The organism is Microbacterium sp. EF45047, from assembly GCF_028472845.1.
GTDB lineage: Bacteria > Actinomycetota > Actinomycetes > Actinomycetales > Microbacteriaceae > Microbacterium > Microbacterium neungamense.
In genome coordinates, this window is the sequence record NZ_CP069429.1 from 2,324,592 (window position 1) to 2,344,110 (window position 19,519).

The 19,519-nt window shown below is 70.7% G+C and carries 21 protein-coding genes; 13 read left to right on the plus strand and 8 right to left on the minus strand.

Annotation, left to right across the window (positions count from 1 at the left end; genetic code table 11):
- Positions 1 to 215: 215 nt before the first annotated feature.
- Positions 216 to 1,085: a sugar phosphate isomerase/epimerase family protein gene (locus JRG78_RS11370; RefSeq protein ID WP_259606765.1), complete on the minus strand. Its 870-nt coding sequence runs from the start codon at positions 1,083 to 1,085 to the stop codon at positions 216 to 218.
- A gap of 167 nt (positions 1,086 to 1,252) precedes the next feature.
- Between JRG78_RS11370 and JRG78_RS11375 the strand changes: the two genes are divergently transcribed.
- Positions 1,253 to 2,260, plus strand: a complete 1,008-nt coding sequence (locus JRG78_RS11375; protein WP_259606766.1) for a LacI family DNA-binding transcriptional regulator — start codon at positions 1,253 to 1,255, stop codon at positions 2,258 to 2,260.
- Positions 2,261 to 2,286: 26 nt separating this feature from the next.
- Here JRG78_RS11375 and JRG78_RS11380 read toward each other — a convergent pair whose 3' ends face one another.
- The 3 genes from JRG78_RS11380 to JRG78_RS11390 are packed head-to-tail and all read right to left on the minus strand — an operon-like array spanning position 2,287 to position 4,998.
- Complete coding sequence (locus JRG78_RS11380; protein ID WP_259606767.1) at positions 2,287 to 2,706, minus strand: RbsD/FucU family protein; 420 nt, start codon at positions 2,704 to 2,706, stop codon at positions 2,287 to 2,289.
- 35 nt (positions 2,707 to 2,741) lie between these two features.
- Positions 2,742 to 3,716, minus strand: coding sequence for an aldo/keto reductase (locus tag JRG78_RS11385; RefSeq protein ID WP_259606768.1), 975 nt, complete (start codon positions 3,714 to 3,716; stop codon positions 2,742 to 2,744).
- The gene (locus JRG78_RS11390) at positions 3,703 to 4,998 is read right to left on the minus strand and encodes an L-fuconate dehydratase (protein WP_259606769.1); all 1,296 of its coding nucleotides are present in this window, start codon (positions 4,996 to 4,998) and stop codon (positions 3,703 to 3,705) included. The genes JRG78_RS11385 and JRG78_RS11390 overlap by 14 nt, the downstream gene beginning before the upstream one ends.
- A gap of 140 nt (positions 4,999 to 5,138) precedes the next feature.
- On the opposite strand from JRG78_RS11390, the gene JRG78_RS11395 reads away from it, so the two are divergent.
- From JRG78_RS11395 to JRG78_RS11425, 7 genes are all read left to right on the plus strand, one after another.
- Entirely contained in the window at positions 5,139 to 5,999 is an 861-nt protein-coding gene (locus JRG78_RS11395) for a fumarylacetoacetate hydrolase family protein (RefSeq protein ID WP_272653401.1), read from the plus strand.
- Complete coding sequence (locus JRG78_RS11400; protein ID WP_272653402.1) at positions 5,996 to 6,748, plus strand: SDR family NAD(P)-dependent oxidoreductase; 753 nt, start codon at positions 5,996 to 5,998, stop codon at positions 6,746 to 6,748. The genes JRG78_RS11395 and JRG78_RS11400 overlap by 4 nt, the downstream gene beginning before the upstream one ends.
- Positions 6,749 to 7,079: 331 nt before the next feature.
- Positions 7,080 to 8,348 carry an IS110 family transposase gene (locus JRG78_RS11405; RefSeq protein ID WP_239541894.1) on the plus strand — a complete coding sequence of 423 codons (1,269 nt, stop codon included), beginning with the start codon at positions 7,080 to 7,082 and terminating at the stop codon, positions 8,346 to 8,348.
- A gap of 321 nt (positions 8,349 to 8,669) precedes the next feature.
- The gene (gene cmtR / locus JRG78_RS11410) at positions 8,670 to 9,029 is read left to right on the plus strand and encodes a Cd(II)/Pb(II)-sensing metalloregulatory transcriptional regulator CmtR (RefSeq protein ID WP_147039205.1); all 360 of its coding nucleotides are present in this window, start codon (positions 8,670 to 8,672) and stop codon (positions 9,027 to 9,029) included.
- Positions 9,026 to 10,939: a heavy metal translocating P-type ATPase gene (locus JRG78_RS11415; protein ID WP_272653403.1), complete on the plus strand. Its 1,914-nt coding sequence runs from the start codon at positions 9,026 to 9,028 to the stop codon at positions 10,937 to 10,939. Before cmtR ends, JRG78_RS11415 begins: the two co-directional genes overlap by 4 nt.
- Positions 10,939 to 11,547: a cadmium resistance transporter gene (locus tag JRG78_RS11420; protein WP_046748003.1), complete on the plus strand. Its 609-nt coding sequence runs from the start codon at positions 10,939 to 10,941 to the stop codon at positions 11,545 to 11,547. Before JRG78_RS11415 ends, JRG78_RS11420 begins: the two co-directional genes overlap by 1 nt.
- A 92-nt stretch (positions 11,548 to 11,639) precedes the next feature.
- Complete coding sequence (locus JRG78_RS11425; RefSeq protein ID WP_259606774.1) at positions 11,640 to 12,068, plus strand: signal peptidase II; 429 nt, start codon at positions 11,640 to 11,642, stop codon at positions 12,066 to 12,068.
- 95 nt (positions 12,069 to 12,163) lie between these two features.
- Here the strand turns inward: JRG78_RS11425 and JRG78_RS12625 are convergent, their stop codons facing one another.
- From JRG78_RS12625 to JRG78_RS11440, 3 genes are all read right to left on the minus strand, one after another.
- A complete protein-coding gene (locus tag JRG78_RS12625) occupies positions 12,164 to 13,474 on the minus strand; it encodes a hypothetical protein (RefSeq protein WP_336297688.1) in 1,311 nt (436 codons plus the stop codon).
- Between the two features lie 8 nt (positions 13,475 to 13,482).
- Complete coding sequence (locus JRG78_RS11435) at positions 13,483 to 13,704, minus strand: hypothetical protein (RefSeq protein WP_272653404.1); 222 nt, start codon at positions 13,702 to 13,704, stop codon at positions 13,483 to 13,485.
- A 168-nt stretch (positions 13,705 to 13,872) separates the two neighbouring features.
- Complete coding sequence (locus tag JRG78_RS11440; protein WP_259606776.1) at positions 13,873 to 14,736, minus strand: amidohydrolase family protein; 864 nt, start codon at positions 14,734 to 14,736, stop codon at positions 13,873 to 13,875.
- A 68-nt stretch (positions 14,737 to 14,804) separates the two neighbouring features.
- Here JRG78_RS11440 and JRG78_RS11445 point away from each other — a divergent pair, with 68 nt between their 5' ends.
- Positions 14,805 to 15,485 carry a FadR/GntR family transcriptional regulator gene (locus JRG78_RS11445; protein ID WP_259606778.1) on the plus strand — a complete coding sequence of 227 codons (681 nt, stop codon included), beginning with the start codon at positions 14,805 to 14,807 and terminating at the stop codon, positions 15,483 to 15,485.
- Positions 15,486 to 15,513: 28 nt separating this feature from the next.
- Here JRG78_RS11445 and JRG78_RS11450 read toward each other — a convergent pair whose 3' ends face one another.
- Complete coding sequence (locus tag JRG78_RS11450; RefSeq protein WP_259606779.1) at positions 15,514 to 16,170, minus strand: transaldolase family protein; 657 nt, start codon at positions 16,168 to 16,170, stop codon at positions 15,514 to 15,516.
- A 91-nt stretch (positions 16,171 to 16,261) separates the two neighbouring features.
- Between JRG78_RS11450 and JRG78_RS11455 the strand changes: the two genes are divergently transcribed.
- The 4 genes from JRG78_RS11455 to JRG78_RS11470 all read left to right on the plus strand — a co-directional run bounded on the left by JRG78_RS11455 (position 16,262) and on the right by JRG78_RS11470 (position 19,463).
- Positions 16,262 to 17,212, plus strand: a complete 951-nt coding sequence (locus tag JRG78_RS11455) for a ribokinase (RefSeq protein ID WP_272653405.1) — start codon at positions 16,262 to 16,264, stop codon at positions 17,210 to 17,212.
- 58 nt (positions 17,213 to 17,270) lie between these two features.
- Positions 17,271 to 17,675: a D-ribose pyranase gene (rbsD, locus tag JRG78_RS11460; protein ID WP_272653406.1), complete on the plus strand. Its 405-nt coding sequence runs from the start codon at positions 17,271 to 17,273 to the stop codon at positions 17,673 to 17,675.
- Positions 17,675 to 18,442 (plus strand): GntR family transcriptional regulator, encoded by a 768-nt coding sequence (locus tag JRG78_RS11465; RefSeq protein ID WP_272653407.1) that lies wholly within the window; start codon positions 17,675 to 17,677, stop codon positions 18,440 to 18,442. Before rbsD ends, JRG78_RS11465 begins: the two co-directional genes overlap by 1 nt.
- Before the next feature lie 157 nt (positions 18,443 to 18,599).
- Positions 18,600 to 19,463 carry a PLP-dependent cysteine synthase family protein gene (locus JRG78_RS11470; RefSeq protein WP_442927222.1) on the plus strand — a complete coding sequence of 288 codons (864 nt, stop codon included), beginning with the start codon at positions 18,600 to 18,602 and terminating at the stop codon, positions 19,461 to 19,463.
- The last annotated feature ends 56 nt before the right edge of the window (positions 19,464 to 19,519 follow it).

Here is a 19,519-nt window from a genome sequence, read left to right on the forward strand (position 1 = left end):
GCTCCCTTGAAGGTCGTCGTCCCGCGGCTTCCGCGAGCGTGGAATCCATTTCAAACGTCGGATCAATATTGCGCGCGCATCGCTCGCGGCGCAAGTTGTATCTAAATGTATCTAAGGTGTGCCCGCGACGAAAGGCCTGTAATAACATCTTGGTCACGGATGCTCCTCTCTCGGCCTTCCCGGCCGGGTCCGGGCCGCGCCCTCTCCGGGACGAGTCAGTGCAGCCGGATCGTGTCCACCGCGACGACCTTGTCGCGGATGAACCGGTTCGCGTGGGCGCCGAGCTCCTCGTTGTCGGTCCACAGGTTGCGCCAGATGCCGAGCATCCGGCTGAGGTCCGGGGCGACCACCGCCGAGGAGAACGACTCGAACACGATCGGGCCGTCGTAGCCGATCCGGCCGAGCGCCTTGAAGAAGGTGTCGAAGTCGACCGAGCCCGTGCCGAGGTACCCGCGGTGGCTCTCGCCGATGTGCACGTAGCGCAGCCGCGGCGCCGCGTCGAGGACGGGCGCGAACATGTCGGACTCCTCGATGTTCATGTGGTACGTGTCCAGGTGCACGCCGAGGTTGGGCCGGTCGATCGCGTCGAGATAGGCCATCGCCTGCCGCGCCGTGTTCAGCACGTTCGTCTCGTAGCGGTTCACCACCTCGACCGACACCTCGACGCCCCGGCCCGCGGCGTGCTCGGCCACGCGCCCGATCACGCGCCGGCTGCTCTCCAGGCCCGCCGGCGTCACCGGCTCCATGTACTTCTTCATCGCGGAGTAGATGACGCCGCAGAAGTGGGTGCCGCCCATGTCCGCGAGGACGTCGACCGCCCGGCGCAGCAGCGCCTCGCCGGCGTCGACGACCTCCGGGTCGGCGCTGGTGATGTCGGTCGCCTCGGACAGTCCGAGGGAGGCGCTCACCGCCAGCCCGCTCTCCTCGAGCGCGCGCACGGCGGCGCCGGTGTCGAAGGAGAACGGATCCATCAGCGGGAACTCGATGAGGTCGAAGCCCGCCTCGGCGGTCTTCGCGACGGCGAGGCGGATGCCCTCGGCGTCGAACTGTCCGGTCCAGACCAGGCCGTGGCATCCGATCTTCATGTGAGCTCCTTCGCTGTGCGGCGGCGGTGTCGCGGGGGTCCGCATCTCGTGCGTCGGCACGTCGTGCGGGGAGATTGGCACGTTGCAATACCTCGTGCCGACGAGACTACGGCGTCGACTTGCAACGTGTCAACAGGCGCTATGGTGTACCGGAGGGAGGTGCGAGGATGCCGGCGAGCGTGAAGGACGTGGCGGCCCTCGCCGGGGTGTCGGCCTCGACGGTGTCGAACTACCTCAACCACCCGGAGCTGCTCAGCGCGACGACCCTCGAGCGCGTCCGGGCCGCGATCGAGGAGCTCGGCTACGTGCCGAACGAGTCCGCCCGCCAGCTGCGCGCCGGCTCGGGCAAGGCGATCGCGCTGATCCTGCTGGACGCCTGGCTGCCGTTCTTCAACGAGCTCTCGCGCGGCGTCGAGGAGGGCACCCGCGACGGGGGCTGGTCGCTGTTCTTCAGCAACAGCAACCGCGACCCGGCGCAGGAGCTGCGCAACATCGAGATGTTCGAGGCGCACCGCGCGCGCGGCATCGTCATCTCCCCGCTCGGCGACGTCGTCCCCCGGCTTGAGCGCCTCGCCGCCCGCGGCATCCGTTCCGTGGTGATCGGTCCCGCACAGCCCTCCGCCGCGGTCGGCTTCGTCCCGTTCGACGACGTCGGCGGCGGACGCCTGGCCGGGGAGCACCTGACGGCCCTCGGCCGCCGCCGGATGGCCTTCCTGGGCGACCCGGAGGGGGTGCGCGAGTCGGCCGATCGCCTCGCCGGATTCACGGATGCTGTGGGCGGGCGCGCCGCCGTCCAGGTCATGCGCACCCCGGGCCTCACCATCGCGGCCGGGATGGCCGCCGGCGAGGAGATGCTCCGCCTGCCGCCCGAGGAGCGGCCGGATGCGGTGTTCGCGACGAACGACATGCTCGCGATCGGGGCGCTGACCGTGCTGCTGCGCGCGGGCGTCCGGGTTCCGGAGGACGTCGCGATCGTGGGCTTCGACGACGTCGATCAGGCGCACCAGGCGATCGTCCCGCTGACCACGGTGCGACAGCCCGCGTACGAGATGGGCCGCGCCGCGGCATCCGCCCTGCTCCGCCAGCTCGAGGACCCCGGCTCGCGCGCGCCGGCCGTGACCCCGTTCCCCGCCGAGCTCGTGATCCGCGCGTCCACCGCGAGGTCCGCCCGCTGATCGAGCGCCGCCAGCCCCCAGGCGTCTCACCCCGCCGGATGCCCGACGACGCCCTTGCGCAGCAGCGCATTCCCGTACTTCCTGGTCTCTCCGGTGCGCACCATCAGATAGGCGCCCTTCGCGACGTCGTAGTAGGCGAAGCGCTCCACGAACCGGGTGGTGCCCACCTCGGTGCCCGCGGCATCCATCAGCTCGCGCTGCACCTCGAGCACCTCGCCGTCGGCGGACTCCATCAGGTCCATGGCGGGCGCGTCGTCCAGGGGCAGCACGGTGCGGATCGCGGCGACCACCTCGGGGGTGGTGGTCCCCGGCAGATCGATCACGCGCGTCCCGAGCGCCCACGCGGGGAAGTGGGCGTCCGCGACGACGACCGCGTCGGAGTGCCCCATCCGGTCCAGGTGCAGCAGCAGCTCTCCGGTCAGCAGCGGGTGGATGCCTTCCAGCATTCGCAGCCTCTCTCTCAGCGTTGGAATCGAACGTGTCAGGCGGGGATGAGCCCCTCCTCGGCGAGCTCGGTCCAGAGCTCCTCAGGGACGGGATGTGCGGCGTAGGCGGCGTTCTCGCGCAGCTGGCCGGGGCGGCTGCCGCCGACGACGACCGACCGCACCGCACCGTGGCGGAGCGGGAACCGGATCGCGGCGGCCGGCAGCGGCACGTCGTGGTTGCGGCACACCGCGGCGATGCGCACCAGCCGCTGCCACAGCTCCTCGGGCAGCGCGCCGTACTCATACCGGCCGTCGCGTCGCGGCTCGCTCTGCGCGAGCAGGCCGGAGTTGAACACGGATGCCGCCACCACACCCGTCCCCCGCCGCACACATGCCGGCAGCACCTCGGCGGCCGCGGGCTGCTCGAGCAGGGTGTACCGGCCGGCGACCATGATCAGATCGAGATCGGCCTCCCGGACCGAGCGCGCCAGGGCATCCGTCACCATCGACCCGACCCCGATCGCCGCGACCAGACCCTCGGCGCGCACCGCCTCGAGCGCGGGGACGGCGGAGGCGATCCCGAGGTCGAGGTCGTGCCGCTCCGGGTCGTGCAGGTAGAGCAGGTCGATGCGCTCGATGCCGAGGCGCTCCTGCGACTCCGCGATGCTCGCCCGGATGCCCGCCTCGGAGAAGTCCCACACCCGGCGCAGGTCGTCGGGCACGTGGAAGTCGTTCGCGACGTCCAGGCCGCCGGGGGCGTGCTCCGGGTTCGGCCGCAGCAGCCGGCCGACCTTCGTGGAGAGCACGTACTCGTCGCGCGGCCTGGTCTGCAGGAACGCCCCCAGCCGCCGCTCGGACAGGCCCAGTCCGTAGTGCGGCGCGGTGTCGAAGTAGCGGATGCCGGCATCCCACGCCGCCTCGAGCACCGCCCACGCCTCGTCGTCGCTCAGCGGGCGGAACAGGTTGCCGACGTTCGCGGCGCCGTAACCGAGCGGCGGCAGCACCACTCCGGAGACGTCACGCGGCGACATGCCGTCCCGTCCAGGTATAGGTGCGGATGCTGTCCGCCTTCATCTCCATCCCGGTGCCGGGCGCCGTCGGCGGCATGTAGCTGCCGCGGCGGATGTCGGTGGGCACGACGAAGTGCTCGTGCAGGTGGTCGACGTACTCGATCAGCCGGCCCTCGCGGGATCCGCTGACGGCGACGAAGTCGAACATGGACAGGTGCTGCACCGCCTCGCACAGGCCGACACCGCCGGCGTGCGGGCACACCGGCACCCCGAACTTCGCCGCGAGCAGCAGGTTGGCGATGTTCTCGTTCACCCCGGCCACGCGCACGGCGTCGATCTGCATCACCGCGACGGCATCCGCCTGCAGCAGCTGTTTGAAGATCATCCGGTTCTGCGCGTGCTCGCCGGTCGCGACCCGGATCGGGGCGACGCCGCGGGCGATCTCGGCGTGGCCGAGCACGTCGTCCGGGCTGGTCGGCTCCTCGATCCATGCCGGGCGGAACTCCGCGAGGGCGTTCACCCAGGCGATCGCCTCGGACACCTCCCAGCGCTGATTGGCGTCGATCGCGATCGGGAAGTCCGGCCCGCACACCTCCCGCGCCTTCCGGAACCGGCGGATGTCGTCGTCCAGGTCGGCGCCGACCTTGAGCTTGATCTGCGTGAAGCCGTCGGCCATCGCCTCGCGGGCCAGCCGCTCCAGCTTCTCGTCCGAGTAGCCGAGCCAGCCGGGGCTGGTGGTGTACGCCGGGTAGCCGGTCGCGAGCAGCTCGGCCTCGCGCTCGGCGCGGCCCGGTTCGGCGGCGCGGAGGATGGCGAGGGCGTCGTCGCGGGTGAGGGCGTTGCTCAGGTAGCGGAAGTCGACGAGGTCGACGATCTCCTCAGGCGTCATCCGGGACAGGAGCTGCCACAGCGGGAGGCCCGCGCGCTTGGCCTTGATGTCCCAGAGCGCGTTGATCACGGCGCCGATCGCCATGTGCATGACGCCCTTCTCGGGACCCAGCCAGCGCAGCTGCGAGTCGCCGATCAGGGCGCGGAAGGTGCCGCCCATGTCGTCCAGGAGCGGCTCCAGCTCGCGGCCGACGAGGTGGCCGGCGAGCGCGTCGATCGCGGCGACCTGCACGTCGTTGCCGCGGCCGATCGTGAACACAAAGGCGTGGCCGGAGACGTCGTCGCCGGCATCCGTCCGCACGATCACGTAGGCGGCGGAGTAGTCGGGGTCCGGGTTCATCGCGTCCGAGCCGTCCAGGCTCAGCGAGGTGGGGAAGCGGATGTCGCTGGTCTCCAGCGCGACGATGCGGCTCACAGGGCTCCTTCACGTGTCGCCGGGTACGGATGCCTCGGCGCAGACACTTGGAGTGTAAACATCCGATGTCTATACTGTCAACGGACCGCCGATGGGGAACCGTCGTCGGCTCACCCGCCCCGAGGACCCGAAGGAGATCCATGAAGTTCGCGCGACTGGGAGAGGCCGGACACGAGATCCCGGTCGTCATCGTCGGAGAGCGCACCTACGATCTGCGCGCCGTGACATCGGATGTGGACGGCGCGTTCCTCGCCGACGACCCGGTCGGCCGCACGCGGGCGGCCCTCGACGCCGGGGCGCTGCCGGAACTGGATGGCGCGGCGTCGCTGCGGATCGGCGCGCCGATCGCGCGGCCGAGCGCGGTGTTCTGCATCGGGCAGAACTACGCCGCGCACGCGCGCGAGTCCGGTTCCGAGCCGCCGGCCATGCCGATCGTGTTCCTGAAGACGCCGAACACGGTCGTCGGCCCGAACGACGCCGTGACCATCCCCCGCGGCAGCGAGAAGACGGACTGGGAGGTCGAACTGGGCGTCGTGATCGGCCGCCGGGCGGCGTACCTCGACGCGCCGGAGGAGGCGGATGCCTGCATCGTCGGCTACGTGACCGCGAACGACGTGTCGGAGCGGACCTTCCAGCTGGAGGTGTCCGGCGGGCAGTGGTCGAAGGGCAAGATCGCCTACGGGTTCAACCCGACCGGTCCCTGGCTGGTGACCCCCGACGAGGTGGACACGACCGGGCTGAGGCTGCGGAGCTGGGTGAACGGCGAGCCCCGGCAGGACTCGGACACCTCGGACATGATCTTCGACGTGCGCACGATCGTGCACCACCTGTCGCAGTTCGCGACCCTCGAGCCCGGGGATCTCATCCTCACCGGCACGCCGCAGGGGGTGGCGCTCGGAGGCCGGTTCCCCTACCTGAAGCCGGGGGACGTCGTGGAGGTGGAGGTGGAGGGGCTCGGCCGGCAGCGGCAGGAGTTCGTCGCCTGGGAGGAGCAGCCATGAGCGGTCAGGTCGAGGGCCTGGTGGCGATCGTCACCGGCGGGGCATCCGGCATCGGCGCCGCGATCGCGCGCCGCATGCACGAGGAGGGCGCGCAGGTCGCCGTGCTCGACCGCGACATCACGGGGGCCGACCCGCGCTTCCCCGCGTTCACGGCCGACGTGTCGGACCGCGACTCGGTGGACGCGGCCGTCGCGGCGGTCGGCGAGCGCTTCGGACGCATCGACATCGTGATCAACAACGCCGGCGTCGGGGCGCAGGGCGACATCACCGCGAACGACGATGACGAGTGGGCGCGGGTGCTGTCGATCAACGTCACCGGCATCGCCCGGGTGACCGGGGCCGCGCTGCCCTGGCTGCGGAAGTCGCCCGCCGCGGCGGTGTGCAACACGGCATCGATCGCCTCCACCACCGGCCTGCCGCAGCGCGCGCTGTACTCGGCGTCGAAGGGTGCGGTCTCGGCGCTGACCCGCGCGATGGCGGCGGATCACCTGCGCGAGGGCATCCGCGTCAACGCCGTCAACCCCGGCACCGCCGACACCCCGTGGGTGGGGCGCCTGCTCGACGCCGCCGCCGACCCCGAGGCCGAGCGCGCCGCGCTCCAGGCGCGGCAGCCCCACGGCCGCCTGGTCTCCCCCGACGAGGTCGCCGGCGCGGTGCTCTACCTCGTCAGCCCCGCATCCGGGTCGACCACCGGCACCTTCATCGAGGTCGACGGCGGGATGGCGCAGCTGCGGCTGCGCGCGGAGTAGCCGGGCGACGCGCTCAGGTCGCGAAAAGTGCCGCTTCCGGCCTCGCGAAGCGGCACTTTCTGCGACCGGAGCGGGGAGACGGATGCCGTAGCGACACTTTCTGCGACCCGAGCGCGCCGCCTGCCCCGCGTTCGCCCCGCGTTCGCCCCGCGTTACTTTCTTCGTGACCCGTTCGGCGGCCATGCTGGGCGGTGACGGCCTGCCGGGCCCGGCATGATTGCTGCCCCCTGTCCTCGATGATCCGGGGGGTGTTGTCACCGGGCCTGGTTGGCGGTGTGTGATCGCTGATAGGGGCTGGACCCGAGCATGCTCGAGGCCGTTCGTAACGTGGATGCCGAGACGCGCCGCCGCGGACGCCGTCACGAGTGAAGCGGAGGACGAAGTGGTCACCAGCATCGACAGATACGACGAGGTCGACGTGTTCGTTGGGCTCGACGTCGGCAAGGGCGAGCATCACGCGGTCGCGCTCGACCGGGAAGCCAAGCGACTATTCGACCGAGCACTCCCGAACGACGAGCGCCAATTGCGGGCGGTGATCGACCAGCTCGCCTCGCATGGCGTGGTGCTGCTGGTCGTAGATCAACCCGCGACGATCGGTGCACTCCCGGTCGCGGTCGCGCAAGCCGCAGGTGCTCTCGTCGGTTACCTGCCGGGGTTGGCGATGCGGCGCATCGCGGATCTGCATCCCGGTGAGGCGAAGACCGACGCGAGAGACGCGGCGATCATCGCCGAAACGGCCCGCACCATGCCGCACACGCTCCGGTCGATCCAGGTCGCCGACGAGAAGGTCGCGGAGCTGAGCATGCTCTGCGGGTTCGACGACGACCTCGCCGGTCAGATCGTCCAGGTCTCCAACCGGATCAGGGGTCTGCTCACCCAAATCCACCCGGCGCTGGAACGCGTGCTCGGGCCGCGGCTGGATCACCCCGCGATCCTGGACCTGCTGCAGCGCTACCCGTCGCCGGCGGCGATGAAGACTGCGGGTGAGAAGCGGCTAGGGAACCGGCTGCTGAAGAACGCGCCCCGCAAAGGTCGTGTCTGGGCGGCAGAGATCATGACCGCGCTCGGCGAGCAGACCGTCGTGGTGACCGGCACCGACGCCGCCGCGCTGGTGCTCCCCAGGCTCGCAGAGCAGCTCCAGGCGTTGCGACGGCAGCGTGATGAGATCGCCATCGAGGTCGAGAAGATCGTCGACGCTCACCCTCTTCAACCGGTCCTGACGAGCATGCCCGGAGTCGGCGTCAGGACCGCAGCCCGGCTCCTCACCGAAGTCACCACCAAGACCTTCGCCACTGCCGGGCACCTCGCCGCCTACGCCGGCCTCGCACCCGTGACCCGACGATCCGGCACCTCGATCCGCGGCGAGCATCCCTCCCGGCGCGGGAACAAGATCCTGAAACGGACCATGTTCCTCTCCGCGTTCGCCGCACTCCGAGACCCCGAATCACGCGCCTACTACGACCGCAAGATCGCCCAAGGCAAACGCCACAACCAGGCCCTCATCGCCCTAGCTCGACGCCGCTCCGACGTCCTCTACGCCATGCTCCGCGACGGCACCCTCTACCAACCGCGACCAGCCCAACCCGCCCTCGCCGCTTGACAGAGGACATAGGGGCACCCCCCTGTGGATAACGTCCCCGCGCGCCGCCGGGACGTGCCACGGTGCTGCGATGAGGTCTCCGCAACCGCTCCCCGAGGGGCTCGGCCGCCGGTTCTCCGTGCAGCAGGCACGGGATGCCGGTGTCGGCGCCGGCCGCCTCCGTCGCACCGATCTCGACCGGCCGTTCCACGGCGTGCGCACCCGGCGGCAGCCTACTGGTAGCACCGATTGTTGCTGAGTCGCGTATTCACGAGCAATCGGTAGCTGTGCCGCTTGTTGGTGGAGCGCTGATTGATCAGCCGGTGCTGTATAGTTCAGTGCATGCTGACTATTGCTTCGCGTCTCGACGTCATGAACCGGCTTGGCCGGGCCATGGCCGACCCGACGCGCTCTCGGATCCTGATGACGTTGCTCGGGGGACCGAGCTACCCGGCGGTGCTCTCACGTGAGCTCGACCTAACTCGCTCGAACGTGTCGAACCACCTCACTTGTCTGCGAGACTGCGGGATCGTGGTCGCTGAGCCTGAGGGCCGCCAGACTCGCTACGAGATCGCTGACCCGCATCTTGCTGCTGCGCTCGTCGCGCTCGTGGATGTGACGCTGGCTGTAGATGAGCACGCACCTTGCGTGGACTCAGCGTGCACGGTGCCGGGCTGCTGCGGTACAGGGGCGGACGCGTGAGTGCGGCGTGTGGCTGCGAGCACGAGCCTGCCGTTGCGGGGGATGAGCCCGAAGAGGTGGAGCGGCCCTGGTGGAAGGACCGCGGGATCATGGTGCCGGTCTTCTCCGGTGTCGCGTTCCTGACAGGTCTGGTCTTCGAGTGGTCCGTTCTCGAGATCCCGGCGCTCATGCTGTTCTGGGCCGGCCTGTTGCTGGGCGCGTCGACGTTCACGCCCGGCGCGATTCGCAAGCTGTTCAAGGGCAAACTCGGCATCGGGCTGCTGATGACGATCAGCGCGATCGGCGCGGTCATCCTCGGCTACGTCGAAGAGGCCGCGGCGCTGGCGTTCCTGTACTCAATCGCAGAGGCCCTCGAGGACAAGGCGATGGACCGCGCCCGTGGCGGACTGCGGGCGCTGCTGAAGCTCGTGCCGGAGACGGCGACAGTGCTGCGCGACGGGGTGTCCGTGCAGGTTCAGGCGAAAGAGCTGACGGTCGGCCAGGTCATGGTGGTCCGTCCGGGTGAGCGGATCGCGACCGACGGGATCGTCCGGGCGGGGCGTTCCAGCCTGGACACCTCGGCGATCACCGGAGAGTCGATCCCGGTTGAGGTCGAGCCCGGCGCTGCGGTGTCGGCCGGCGCGATCAACAGCGCCGGCGCGCTGGAGGTCGAGACGACCGCGGCGGGCACCGACAACTCGCTCACCACGATCGTCGAGCTGGTGGAGCAGGCGCAGACCGAGAAGGGCGAGCGGGCGCGTCTCGCCGACCGGATCGCGCGGCCGCTGGTCCCGGGTGTGCTGATCCTCGCCGCCCTCGTCGCGATCATCGGGTCGCTGCTGGGCGACCCGGAGGTATGGATCACCCGCGCGCTCGTCGTGCTGGTCGCCGCCTCTCCGTGCGCGCTGGCGATCTCTGTGCCGCTGACGGTCGTCGCCGCGATCGGCGCGGCGAGCAAGTTCGGCGTGATCATCAAATCCGGCGCGGTGTTCGAGCGCTTCGGAACGGTCCGGCACGTCGCGGTCGACAAGACCGGCACCCTCACCCGCAACGAGCCCGCGGTCACCGCCGTCCTCACCGCGGACGGCGTGACCGAGACGCAGGCACTGGCCTGGGCGGCGGCGCTGGAGCAGCACAGCACGCACCCCCTCGCCTCCGCGATCACCGCCGCCGCCCCGGGCGTTCCCGCGGCCGCGGACGTGACCGAGCAGGCCGGACACGGCATCGAAGGCACCGTCGACGGCGTGACGATCACCGTCGGCAGCCCCCGCTGGCTCGACGCCGGCGAGCTCGGCGACCGGGTCGCGCTTCTTGAGGAACAGGGCATGACCGTCGTGATCGTCCACCGCGGTGGAGTGGCGGTCGCCGCGATCGGTGTCCGCGACGAGCTGCGCCCCGAAGTCCCCGAAGTCGTCCGCACGCTCGCGGATCAGGGTATCGGCGTGACGATGCTCACCGGGGACAACGCCCGCACTGCGCGTGCGCTGGCTGCGCAGGCGGGGATCGGTGACGTGCGCGCGGAGCTGCGTCCCGAGGACAAGGCGGCCGCGATCGGCGAGTTGTCGAAGGCGGGATCGGTCGCGATGATCGGCGACGGCATCAACGACGCCCCGGCCCTGGCGTCCGCGGACATCGGCATCGCGATGGGGGCGACCGGCTCCGATGCAGCGATCGAGTCCGCGGACGTGGCCTTCACCGGCCATGACCTGCGTCTCATCCCGCGGGCGTTCGACCACGCCCGGCGGGGCCGGCGGATCATCAACCAGAACATCATCCTGTCGCTGCTGATCATCACCGCACTGCTCCCGCTGGCGCTGTTCGGTGTGCTGGGACTTGCGGCTGTCGTCCTGGTCCACGAGGTCGCGGAGGTCATCGTGATCCTCAACGGCCTGCGCGCCGCACGCCCCCGCACACCACGGTTGGCGAGCTGATGCTCGCGACCATCGGCTCAGCGATCGGCCTGTTCGCTGCGACCAACATCGACGACATCGTCGTGCTCACGGTGCTGTTCCTTGCCTCCAGCCGGGGGAAGCCACGGCCGTGGCAGATCATTGCTGGCCAGTATCTCGGGTTCATCACCCTCGTCGTGATCAGCGTGATCGCCGCGCTCGGTCTCACGATCGTCCCGGACGAATGGGTGGGCTTCCTCGGTCTCATCCCGCTCGGCATCGGCATCTGGACCCTAGTGCGCGGCCTGCGCCGCAACGGCGACGATGATGACGACGACGACAAGATCAGCGCAGTAGGCCTGTGGGGCGTCGCGGGGATCACGATCGCCAACGGGGCGGACAACATCTCCCTCTACACGCCGATCTTCCGCACCAGCACTCCCGGCGACGTCGTGATCATGATCGTCGTGTTCCTGATCCTCGTCGCCGTCTGGTGTGCCGCCGGACGCCTGATCGGCACGCACAAGGCGGTCACCGAGACGCTCGAGCGCGTCGAGCACTGGCTCGTCCCGGTCGTGTTCATCGGCCTGGGCCTGTTCATCCTGATCGAGTCCGGCGTCATCGTCCGTCTCTTCGAGGTCCTCGCATGACTCCGGACACGAACGCAGACGTTGAGTCGGCATCGGAACAGCGGCCGCAGAGGGGGCGCTGGCGGCTCACTGCCTGGGCACTCCTGATCGCCGTGGTCGTCGTCTTCATCGATCAGGGGACGAAGGCATGGGCCGAGGCCACTCTGTCGGAGCACGAGCGCATCCCGCTGATCGGCGACCTGCTCGGCCTGCAACTCGCCTACAACCCCGGCGCGGCATTCTCCTTCGGCGAGGGCTCCACCTGGGTGTTCGCTCTCATCGCCGTCGCGGCCACGTTCACCGCGATCGTGTTCGCCTTCCGAGTCCGACGCCCCGGATGGGCGATCGTGATCGGTGCGCTCGGCGGGGCCGCAGCCTCGCACGCCGGCGACCGGCTTTTCCGCCAACCAGGATTCGCGCAGGGGCACGTCGTGGACTTCCTCGCCTACGGCAACTGGTTCATCGGGAACGTCGCCGACATCGTCATCGTCATCGCCGCGATCGCCGGAGCGCTCCTGATGCTCCGCAGCGCCGAGAACTGAGAGGACCAACCATGGAGATCACCCTGCAGTACTTCGACGGCTGCCCCAACTGGGAGGCGCTCGACCAGCGGCTCGCTCAGGTCGTCGATGGCCGATCAGATGTCCGGATCACGCATCAGCGAGTCGAGACCGCTGAGGACGCGGTGCGACTTGGGTTCCACGGGTCCCCGACCGTGCTCGTCGACGGTGTGGACCCCTTCGCTGACGAGCACGCCACTGTCGGGCTCGCCTGCAGGGTGTTCCGCACCCCAGCGGGGCTCGCCGGGTCGCCAACCGTCGACCAGCTGCGTGTAGCGATATCGGGCCAAGGCTCCGAGGTGTGATGCTCGGTCAGGCATGGGTGGAACGGAGTGCCGGATAGTCGGACCACTCACCGCCGGCGAGACGCGATGCCTCGCGGATGCGGCCACGAGGTTGACCATCGCATTCCCGAGGATTTCAGGGAGTTCGATCGGCTCGGCCCCGACGGTGAGCGTTACGGGCCGCGAGTTCGTATCGACCTGTGCCCGTGTGATCGTGACGATGCGGGTCAGCTGGATCCCGTAGAGCAGCACGAGGAGGCCCGCGGCTCGGGTCTTCGGGTCCATGTCGGCAGCGGAGAGGAACCTGCGGGCCATTTGCCATCGGTGGTCGGAGGCGTAGTCTCGGCCTTCGAGACGATGGGATCGGAACTCGACCCGAACGGTGCTCAGCCGGTGCTTTCGCAGCCAGCGAGTGAATGGTGCCAGCGCGTCGCGTTGGCTCGGCGAATCGGTCAGATACGCGTCAAGTCGGCGCTGCGGGAAGGTCGCCAACGTCTCCTGCTGCGACCGGATCTCTCGAAGGAACGCGGCGCAGTACTTCAGCGCAGCCCGTTGCCTCAGGAAGCCGGAAGCAGGGCTGGACGCGCTGCGCAGGGTCCGAGCGGAACGGAGGAGCTCCCAGGTGCAGTAGCGGCGCAGTATCAGCCGGTCTTCAGGATCCTCGATGTCATCGAGCCAGCCGTTGAGCCAGTGGTCGAAACGCGTGCTCTCGACGTCAAGCTCCGGCAGCACGCCGAAACGGACCAGCAGTGAGAGGAGGAGCGCGACCGACTGTCCCGAGCGGGCTCGGGTGATGATCGCCTCGGCGGTGAGTGGCAGGGTCCCGTCCGAGAGCTCGCGGAGCACCATCGCGCACTTGCTCTTGTGTAGCCAGCGTTCAAGCGACGCCGCTTTGCCATGGTGCGTGAGCAGATAGTCAGCAAGGGGGTGGAGGTCCGCGCGGATCTCTCCCGCATCGTCGGCGAGAAGCTGTTGGATCGCGACTGGCCGGCGGCACTCGACGCAGAGGTGATGTTTGCGAATCTCCTCAATCGAGCCGCATCCGGGACAGGCCATCGTGATCGGAGCGCCCGCGCAATCAGCGCAGACCTTCTGACCGTTCATGAAGCCCGTCAACGAGTTGCGGGCGGCGGACGATGATGGTCGCATGCCGCCCCGATCCCGGCCGGTCCGCGCTGGCCACGATCGACGAGCTCCGCGCGGCGCTGGCAGCGGGCCGGCGCCCCGGCATCCGTCGCCTGCGCGAGGCGATCGAGCTGGTGCGGGAGGACTCCTGGTCGCTGGACGGTGATCGAGGTCACCAGCGTGCTGCTCGCACGCCCCGACGTGCTCATCGAGCGCATCCGGGCCGCGTTGGCCGCGTGAGCGCGCGAGGCGGCTCGCTCAGGTCGCGAAAAGTGCCGCTTCCGGCGCCGGAAAGCGGCAGTTTCTGCGACCTGAGCGAGGAGACGGATGCCAGAGCGGCACGTTCTGCGACCTGAACAGAGCGCCCCGCCGGGCGGTCACCGGATGCCGTAGAACCGCGCCGCGTTCCCCCAGAACAGCGCGTCGAGGTCGAGCTCGCGCGCCCGCGCCCAGGTCGCGACCGCCTCGAACCAGGCGGCGCGCGACGTCCGGTCGTAGCCGGCGGGGCCGACCGCGGACACCGGCCAGTCGCTGCCCCACATCAACCGCTCCGGGCCGAACGCCTCGAGCGCGGCATCCAGGAACGGCGCGAGCTGGGCGGCGTCCCAGTCCCCTCCGGCCTCGGCGGGCAGCCCGGACAGCTTGCCGCAGACCTGCGGATGCCGCGCGAGCTCGCCGAGATCCCGCCGCCACGATGCAGCGGGTTCGAGCGGGGCGCGGGCCGTGCCGACCGCCGGCTTGCCGAGGTGATCCAGCACGATCGGCAGCTCGGGCACCGCGGTCGCGAGCGCCGCGACGTCCCCGATGCCCGGCGCGCGCACGCAGGCGTCGAAGGTCCACCCGCGCGCCGCGACCTCGCGCGCCCCGTCCAGGAACACGGGCGTGGTCGCGAGGCCGGGCGGCTCATCCTGCAGCAGATGACGGATGCCGGCGACGAGGCCGACCCCGTCGAGCGCCGCCAGGTGCTCCGAGGTCTCGCGGCCGCGGTCGAGCCGCGCACCGGCCACGATCGCCCGCACGCCCACCTCGTCGGCGATCTCCGCGACCCAGCGGGCCTCGTCCAGGTGCTGCCCCTCGACGCACTCCGCCTGTACGAACACCGCCGCCTCGGCACCGGCGTCACCGAGCCGCGCGGCGGCGAGCTCGTCCGCCGCGAACCGGCCGTCCAGGGCGCCGTCGAGCCAGTCGTAGTCGAGCCGGCCGGGGTCCCAGAGGTGCAGGTGCGAATCCAGAACGCGCATGCGCCCATCCTGCCCCAGGTTCGCGCAGCAGCGCACCAGACATCCGATGACTGGCTACGATGACGCCTATGGCTGTCACCGACGAGGCGATCCAGAAGATCAAGGCGATGATCGTGTCCGGCGAGCTCGGCCCCGGCGACCGGCTCCCGCCCGAGAAGGAGCTCGCCGAGCGGCTCGGCCTCTCGCGCAGCTCCATGCGCGAGGCCGTGAAGGCGCTCGAGGTCATCCGGGTGCTCGACGTGCGCCGCGGCGACGGCACCTACGTCACCAGCCTCGAGCCGCACCTGCTGCTCGAGGCGATCAGCTTCGTCATCGACATGCACGATGACGACTCGCTGCTGGAGCTGTTCGCGGTGCGGCGGATACTGGAGTCCCAGGCGACCGGCCTCGCGGCGAGCAACGCCACCGCCGAGGCCGCCGCGGCGCTGCAGGCGGAGATCGCCTCCGTCGACCCGGCCACCGTGAGCATCGACGACCTGGTGGCGCACGACATCCGCTTCCACCGCGACATCGTGCGGATGACCGGGAACAGCTACCTCGCGAGCCTCATCGAGAGCCTGAGCAGCCAGACCGTGCGCGCGCGCGTGTGGCGCGGGCTCACCGAGTCCGGAGCCGTCGAGCGCACCCTGTCCGAGCACCGCGCGATCGCCGAGGCCATCGCCCAGCATGACGCCGCCCTGGCCACCTCCCTCGCCACCGCGCACATCGCCGGCGTGGAGCGCTGGCTGCGCCAGGCGGCGTCGGCGTAGCATCCGCCCGCGAGGCGTCCGCCCGGCCTCAGCCCCCGAGTCGCCGCATGGCGGCCTCGAACTCCGCCGCCGAGCTGTCGCTCACCTCGTGGAAGAGGAGCTGCTCGATCACGTCGGGCCCGGCCGTGAAGTACGGCACCCCGGCCTCGCGCAGGCCGACGATGTCGTCGGGGGTGCGCAGGCTCGCCGCGAGCACGTCCGTGTCGCTGTCCGCGCACACCGCCTGCATCCGTGCGATCAGCGCGTCGCCGTCCATCCCGGCGTCGCGCAGCCGGCCGAGGTAGGGGGCGATGTAGCGCACGCCCATGCTCGCGCACGCGAGCGCCTGGCCGACCGAGTACACCGCGGTGACGAGCACGGTGGCCCCGTCGCGCACGAGGGCGGATGCCGCGGCGAACCCGTCCGCCGTGGCCGGCACCTTGACCGCCACCCGGTCGCCGAGCTCGAGGATGCCCTGCGCGTTGCGCAGGAACGCCCGCGCGTCGCCGCCCCAGGTCTGGAAGAACACCTCCCGGGCGCCCCGGCGCACCCATTCCGCGTACAGGTCGGGGATGTCCGCCGCGGTGCGGCCGCTGCGCTCGAGGATCGTCGGGTTCGTGGTCACGCCGTGCACGACGCGCGCGTCCAGCAGCGTGCCGACCCGGGCGGTGTCGGCGCTGTCCACGTACAGGCGCGGGGCGGTCATCGCGACTCCTCTCGCCACCTGTCGTTACAGGTTGGTTGCGGCTAATGTAATGACAGCATCCCACTGAAGTCAAAGGCGATCGAGGAGCCCCATGTCCACCACCGCATCCGCACGCCCCGGCGTGGTCATCGTCGGCAGCGTCACCGCGGATGTGACCACCTTCTCGCAGCGCCTGCCCGCCCGGGGCGAGACGATCCTCGGCGACCAGTTCACCCTGGTGCTCGGCGGAAAGGGCGCCAACCAGGCCGTCGCCGCCGGTCTCGCCGGTGCACGCACGAGCTTGGTCGGATGCGTGGGCGACGACCTGTTCCACGACCTCGTCGTCGACGGGCTGAGCGCCGCGGGCGTCGACCTCGCACATCTGCGCACCGTCCCCGGTCCCACCGGCATCGCGCACATCCGCGTGGACGCGTCGGCGCAGAACGACATCGTGATGGTGCCCCTCGCCAACGCGGCGCTCAGCGCCGAGCAGGTCGACGAGGCGCTCGCGGCCCTCGCCCCGACGACGTCCGTGCTGCTGACGCAGCTGGAGACCCCGGCATCCCTCACCCGTCACATCACCACCCGCGCCCGCGAACACGGCATGACCGTGGTGCTCGACCCGGCCCCCGCCGCACCCCTGGACGCCGACGTCTGGCGCACCATCGACATCGTCACGCCGAACGAGACCGAGGCCTCACTGCTGAGCGGCATCGAGGTCGCCGACCCCGCGTCGGCCGAGCGCGCGGGCCGCTGGTTCCTGGAGCAGGGCGTCGGCGCCGCGGTGATCACGCTCGCGGAGCGCGGCTCCGCCGTGGTCACACCGGAGGGCACCACGTTCATCGACCCGATTCCGGTCGACGCCGTGGACACCACGGCCGCCGGCGACGCGTACGCCGGATACCTCGGCGCCGCCCTCGCGGAGGGGCTCGACCTCGCGGCGGCGACACGGCTGGCCACCGCGGCTGGCGCGATCGCGGTGACCCGCCAGGGCGCCTCGCCGAGCCTGCCGCGGCGGGACGAGGTGGACGCGCTGCTGGCCGCGCAGCGCGCCGCGGTCTGACCGCTCCCGGGCATCGGCACCGCGAGACGAACGACGGCGACACACAGGAGGGGGACGAATGCGCAAGACACCGACGACCATCAACCCGGCGCTCTCCCGGGTGATCAGCGAGACCGGGCACACCGACCTCGTCGTGGTGACGGATGCGGGCCTGCCGATCCCGCCCGGCGCGGAGCGCATCGACCTCGCCTACCGGCCGGGCGCGCCGGCCTTCCTGGACGTGCTCGACACCGTGCTGGCCGAGCTCGTCGTCGAGGGTGCGACCGTGTCGGAGGAGGTCGCCGAGCGCAGCCCCGAGGTGCTGGACGCCCTGCGCGAGCGGTTCGCCGGCATGGGCTTCGAGATCGAGATGGTGCCGCACGTCGAGTTCAAGCAGCGCACGCACGCGGCCCGCGCCTTCGTGCGCTCCGGCGAGTTCACGCCGTACGCCAACGTCATCCTGCACGCGGGTGTGGCGTACTGATGGCGACCGACGCGATCGACCGCCGTTCGGCGGCGCCGATGTACGACCAGCTGCGCCGGCTCATCGTGGACCGGATCCACAGCGGCGAGCTGCAGCCCGGAGACGCCCTGCCCGGCGAGCACCGGCTGTGCGAGCAGTACGGCATCTCGCGCACGGTGGTGCGTCAGGCCCTCGCGCAGCTCGAGCACGAGGGGCTGGTGGAGCGGGTGAAGGGCAAGGGCACCTTCGTCGCCCGGCCCCGTACCAGCGAGTCGCTCGTGCACACCCTCGAGGGCCTCTACGACGAGGTCGAGCGCCGCGGCGGGCACGTGCACAGCGAGGTCCTCCGGCACGAGCGCACGGTGGCGGATGCCGAGGTGGCGGCCGCGCTGGAGGTGCCGATCGGCGCTCCGGTCGTGGTGCTGGAGCGGCTGCGGTACGTGGACGGGGAGCCGTGGTCGCTGTCCACGACCTGGATGCCCGAGGAGGTGGGCGTGCTCACCCTCGGCGCGGACCTGCGCGAATCCTCGCTGTACCGGCTGCTCGGCGAGCACGGCATCCACGCCACGCACGGCGTCCGCTCGGCCGAGGCGACGGTCGCGACACACGAGCAGGCGCAGCACCTCGGGGTGAGCGCCGGATCCGCGCTGCTGCGGCTGCGCAGCGTGAGCCGCGACGACCGCGACCGGGTGATCGAGTTCTTCCTCGCCCACCACCGCGGCGACCGGTCGCGGTTCGAGTTCCAGTTGAACCGCGAGCAGTCGCAGACCGCGCTCACCCGGATCTGAGCGGGCCCGCCCGCGTCCGGCCGCATGCCCCCTCCCGCGGCCCGGCTACGCTCGAAGCCATGAGCGAATGGGTCAACGGCGCGATCCGGATGCTGGAGGCCGACGCCAACCGCAGCGCCGACACGCATCTGCCCGCTCGCTGATCCTGTACGGGCTGGTGAACGGCCTGATCGACGAGGGCACCACGCTGGTGGAATCCTCCAGCGGGTCGACGGCGGTCTCCGAGGCGTACTTCGCACGGATGCTGGGGCTGGAGTTCATCACCGTGGTCCCCCGCTCGACCAGCCGGGAGAAGGTCGAGCTCATCGAGTTCTACGGCGGGCGCTGTCATTTCGTCGAGCACGCCTCCGAGATGTCGGCGGAGGCCGAGCGGCTCGCCGCCGGATGCCGCGGGCACTACCTCGACCAGTTCACGTACGCCGAGCGCGCCACCGATTGGCGGGGCAACAACAACATCGCCGAGAGCGTGTTCAGCCAGCTGGCGCGCGAGCGGCATCCGATCCCGTCCTGGATCGTCGTGGGCGCGGGCACCGGCGGCACGAGCGCGACATTCGGACGCTACGTGCGCTACCGGCGGTACGACACCCGGATCGCCGTGGTCGACCCGGAGGGCTCGGCGTTCTACGGCGGCTGGCGCGACCGGAACCCGGCGCACACGACCGGCACCCCGAGCCGGATCGAGGGCATCGGGCGGCCGCGCGTGGAGCCGTCGTTCGTGCCCGGCGTGATCGACGAGATGATCCCGGTGCCGGATGCCGCGTCGATCGCCGCCATCCGGCTGCTGCGCGAGCGCACCCTGCACTGGGCGGGCGGATCCACCGGGACGAACCTGCGCGGCGCGTTCGAGATCATCGGACGGATGCGGGAGGCCGGCCAGCAGGGCAGCGTCGTGACCCTGATCTGCGACAGCGGCGTCCGCTACGCGCACATCTACTACTCCGACGAGTGGGTCGCCGCGCAGGGCTGGGACCTCGCCCCGCACCGCGAGCGGATGGAGCGCTTCCTCGCCGGCGGCGCCTAGTGACCGAGCGCACCCCGGTCGTTGAGCGAGCCGAAGGCGAGACGAAACGCCCTCGC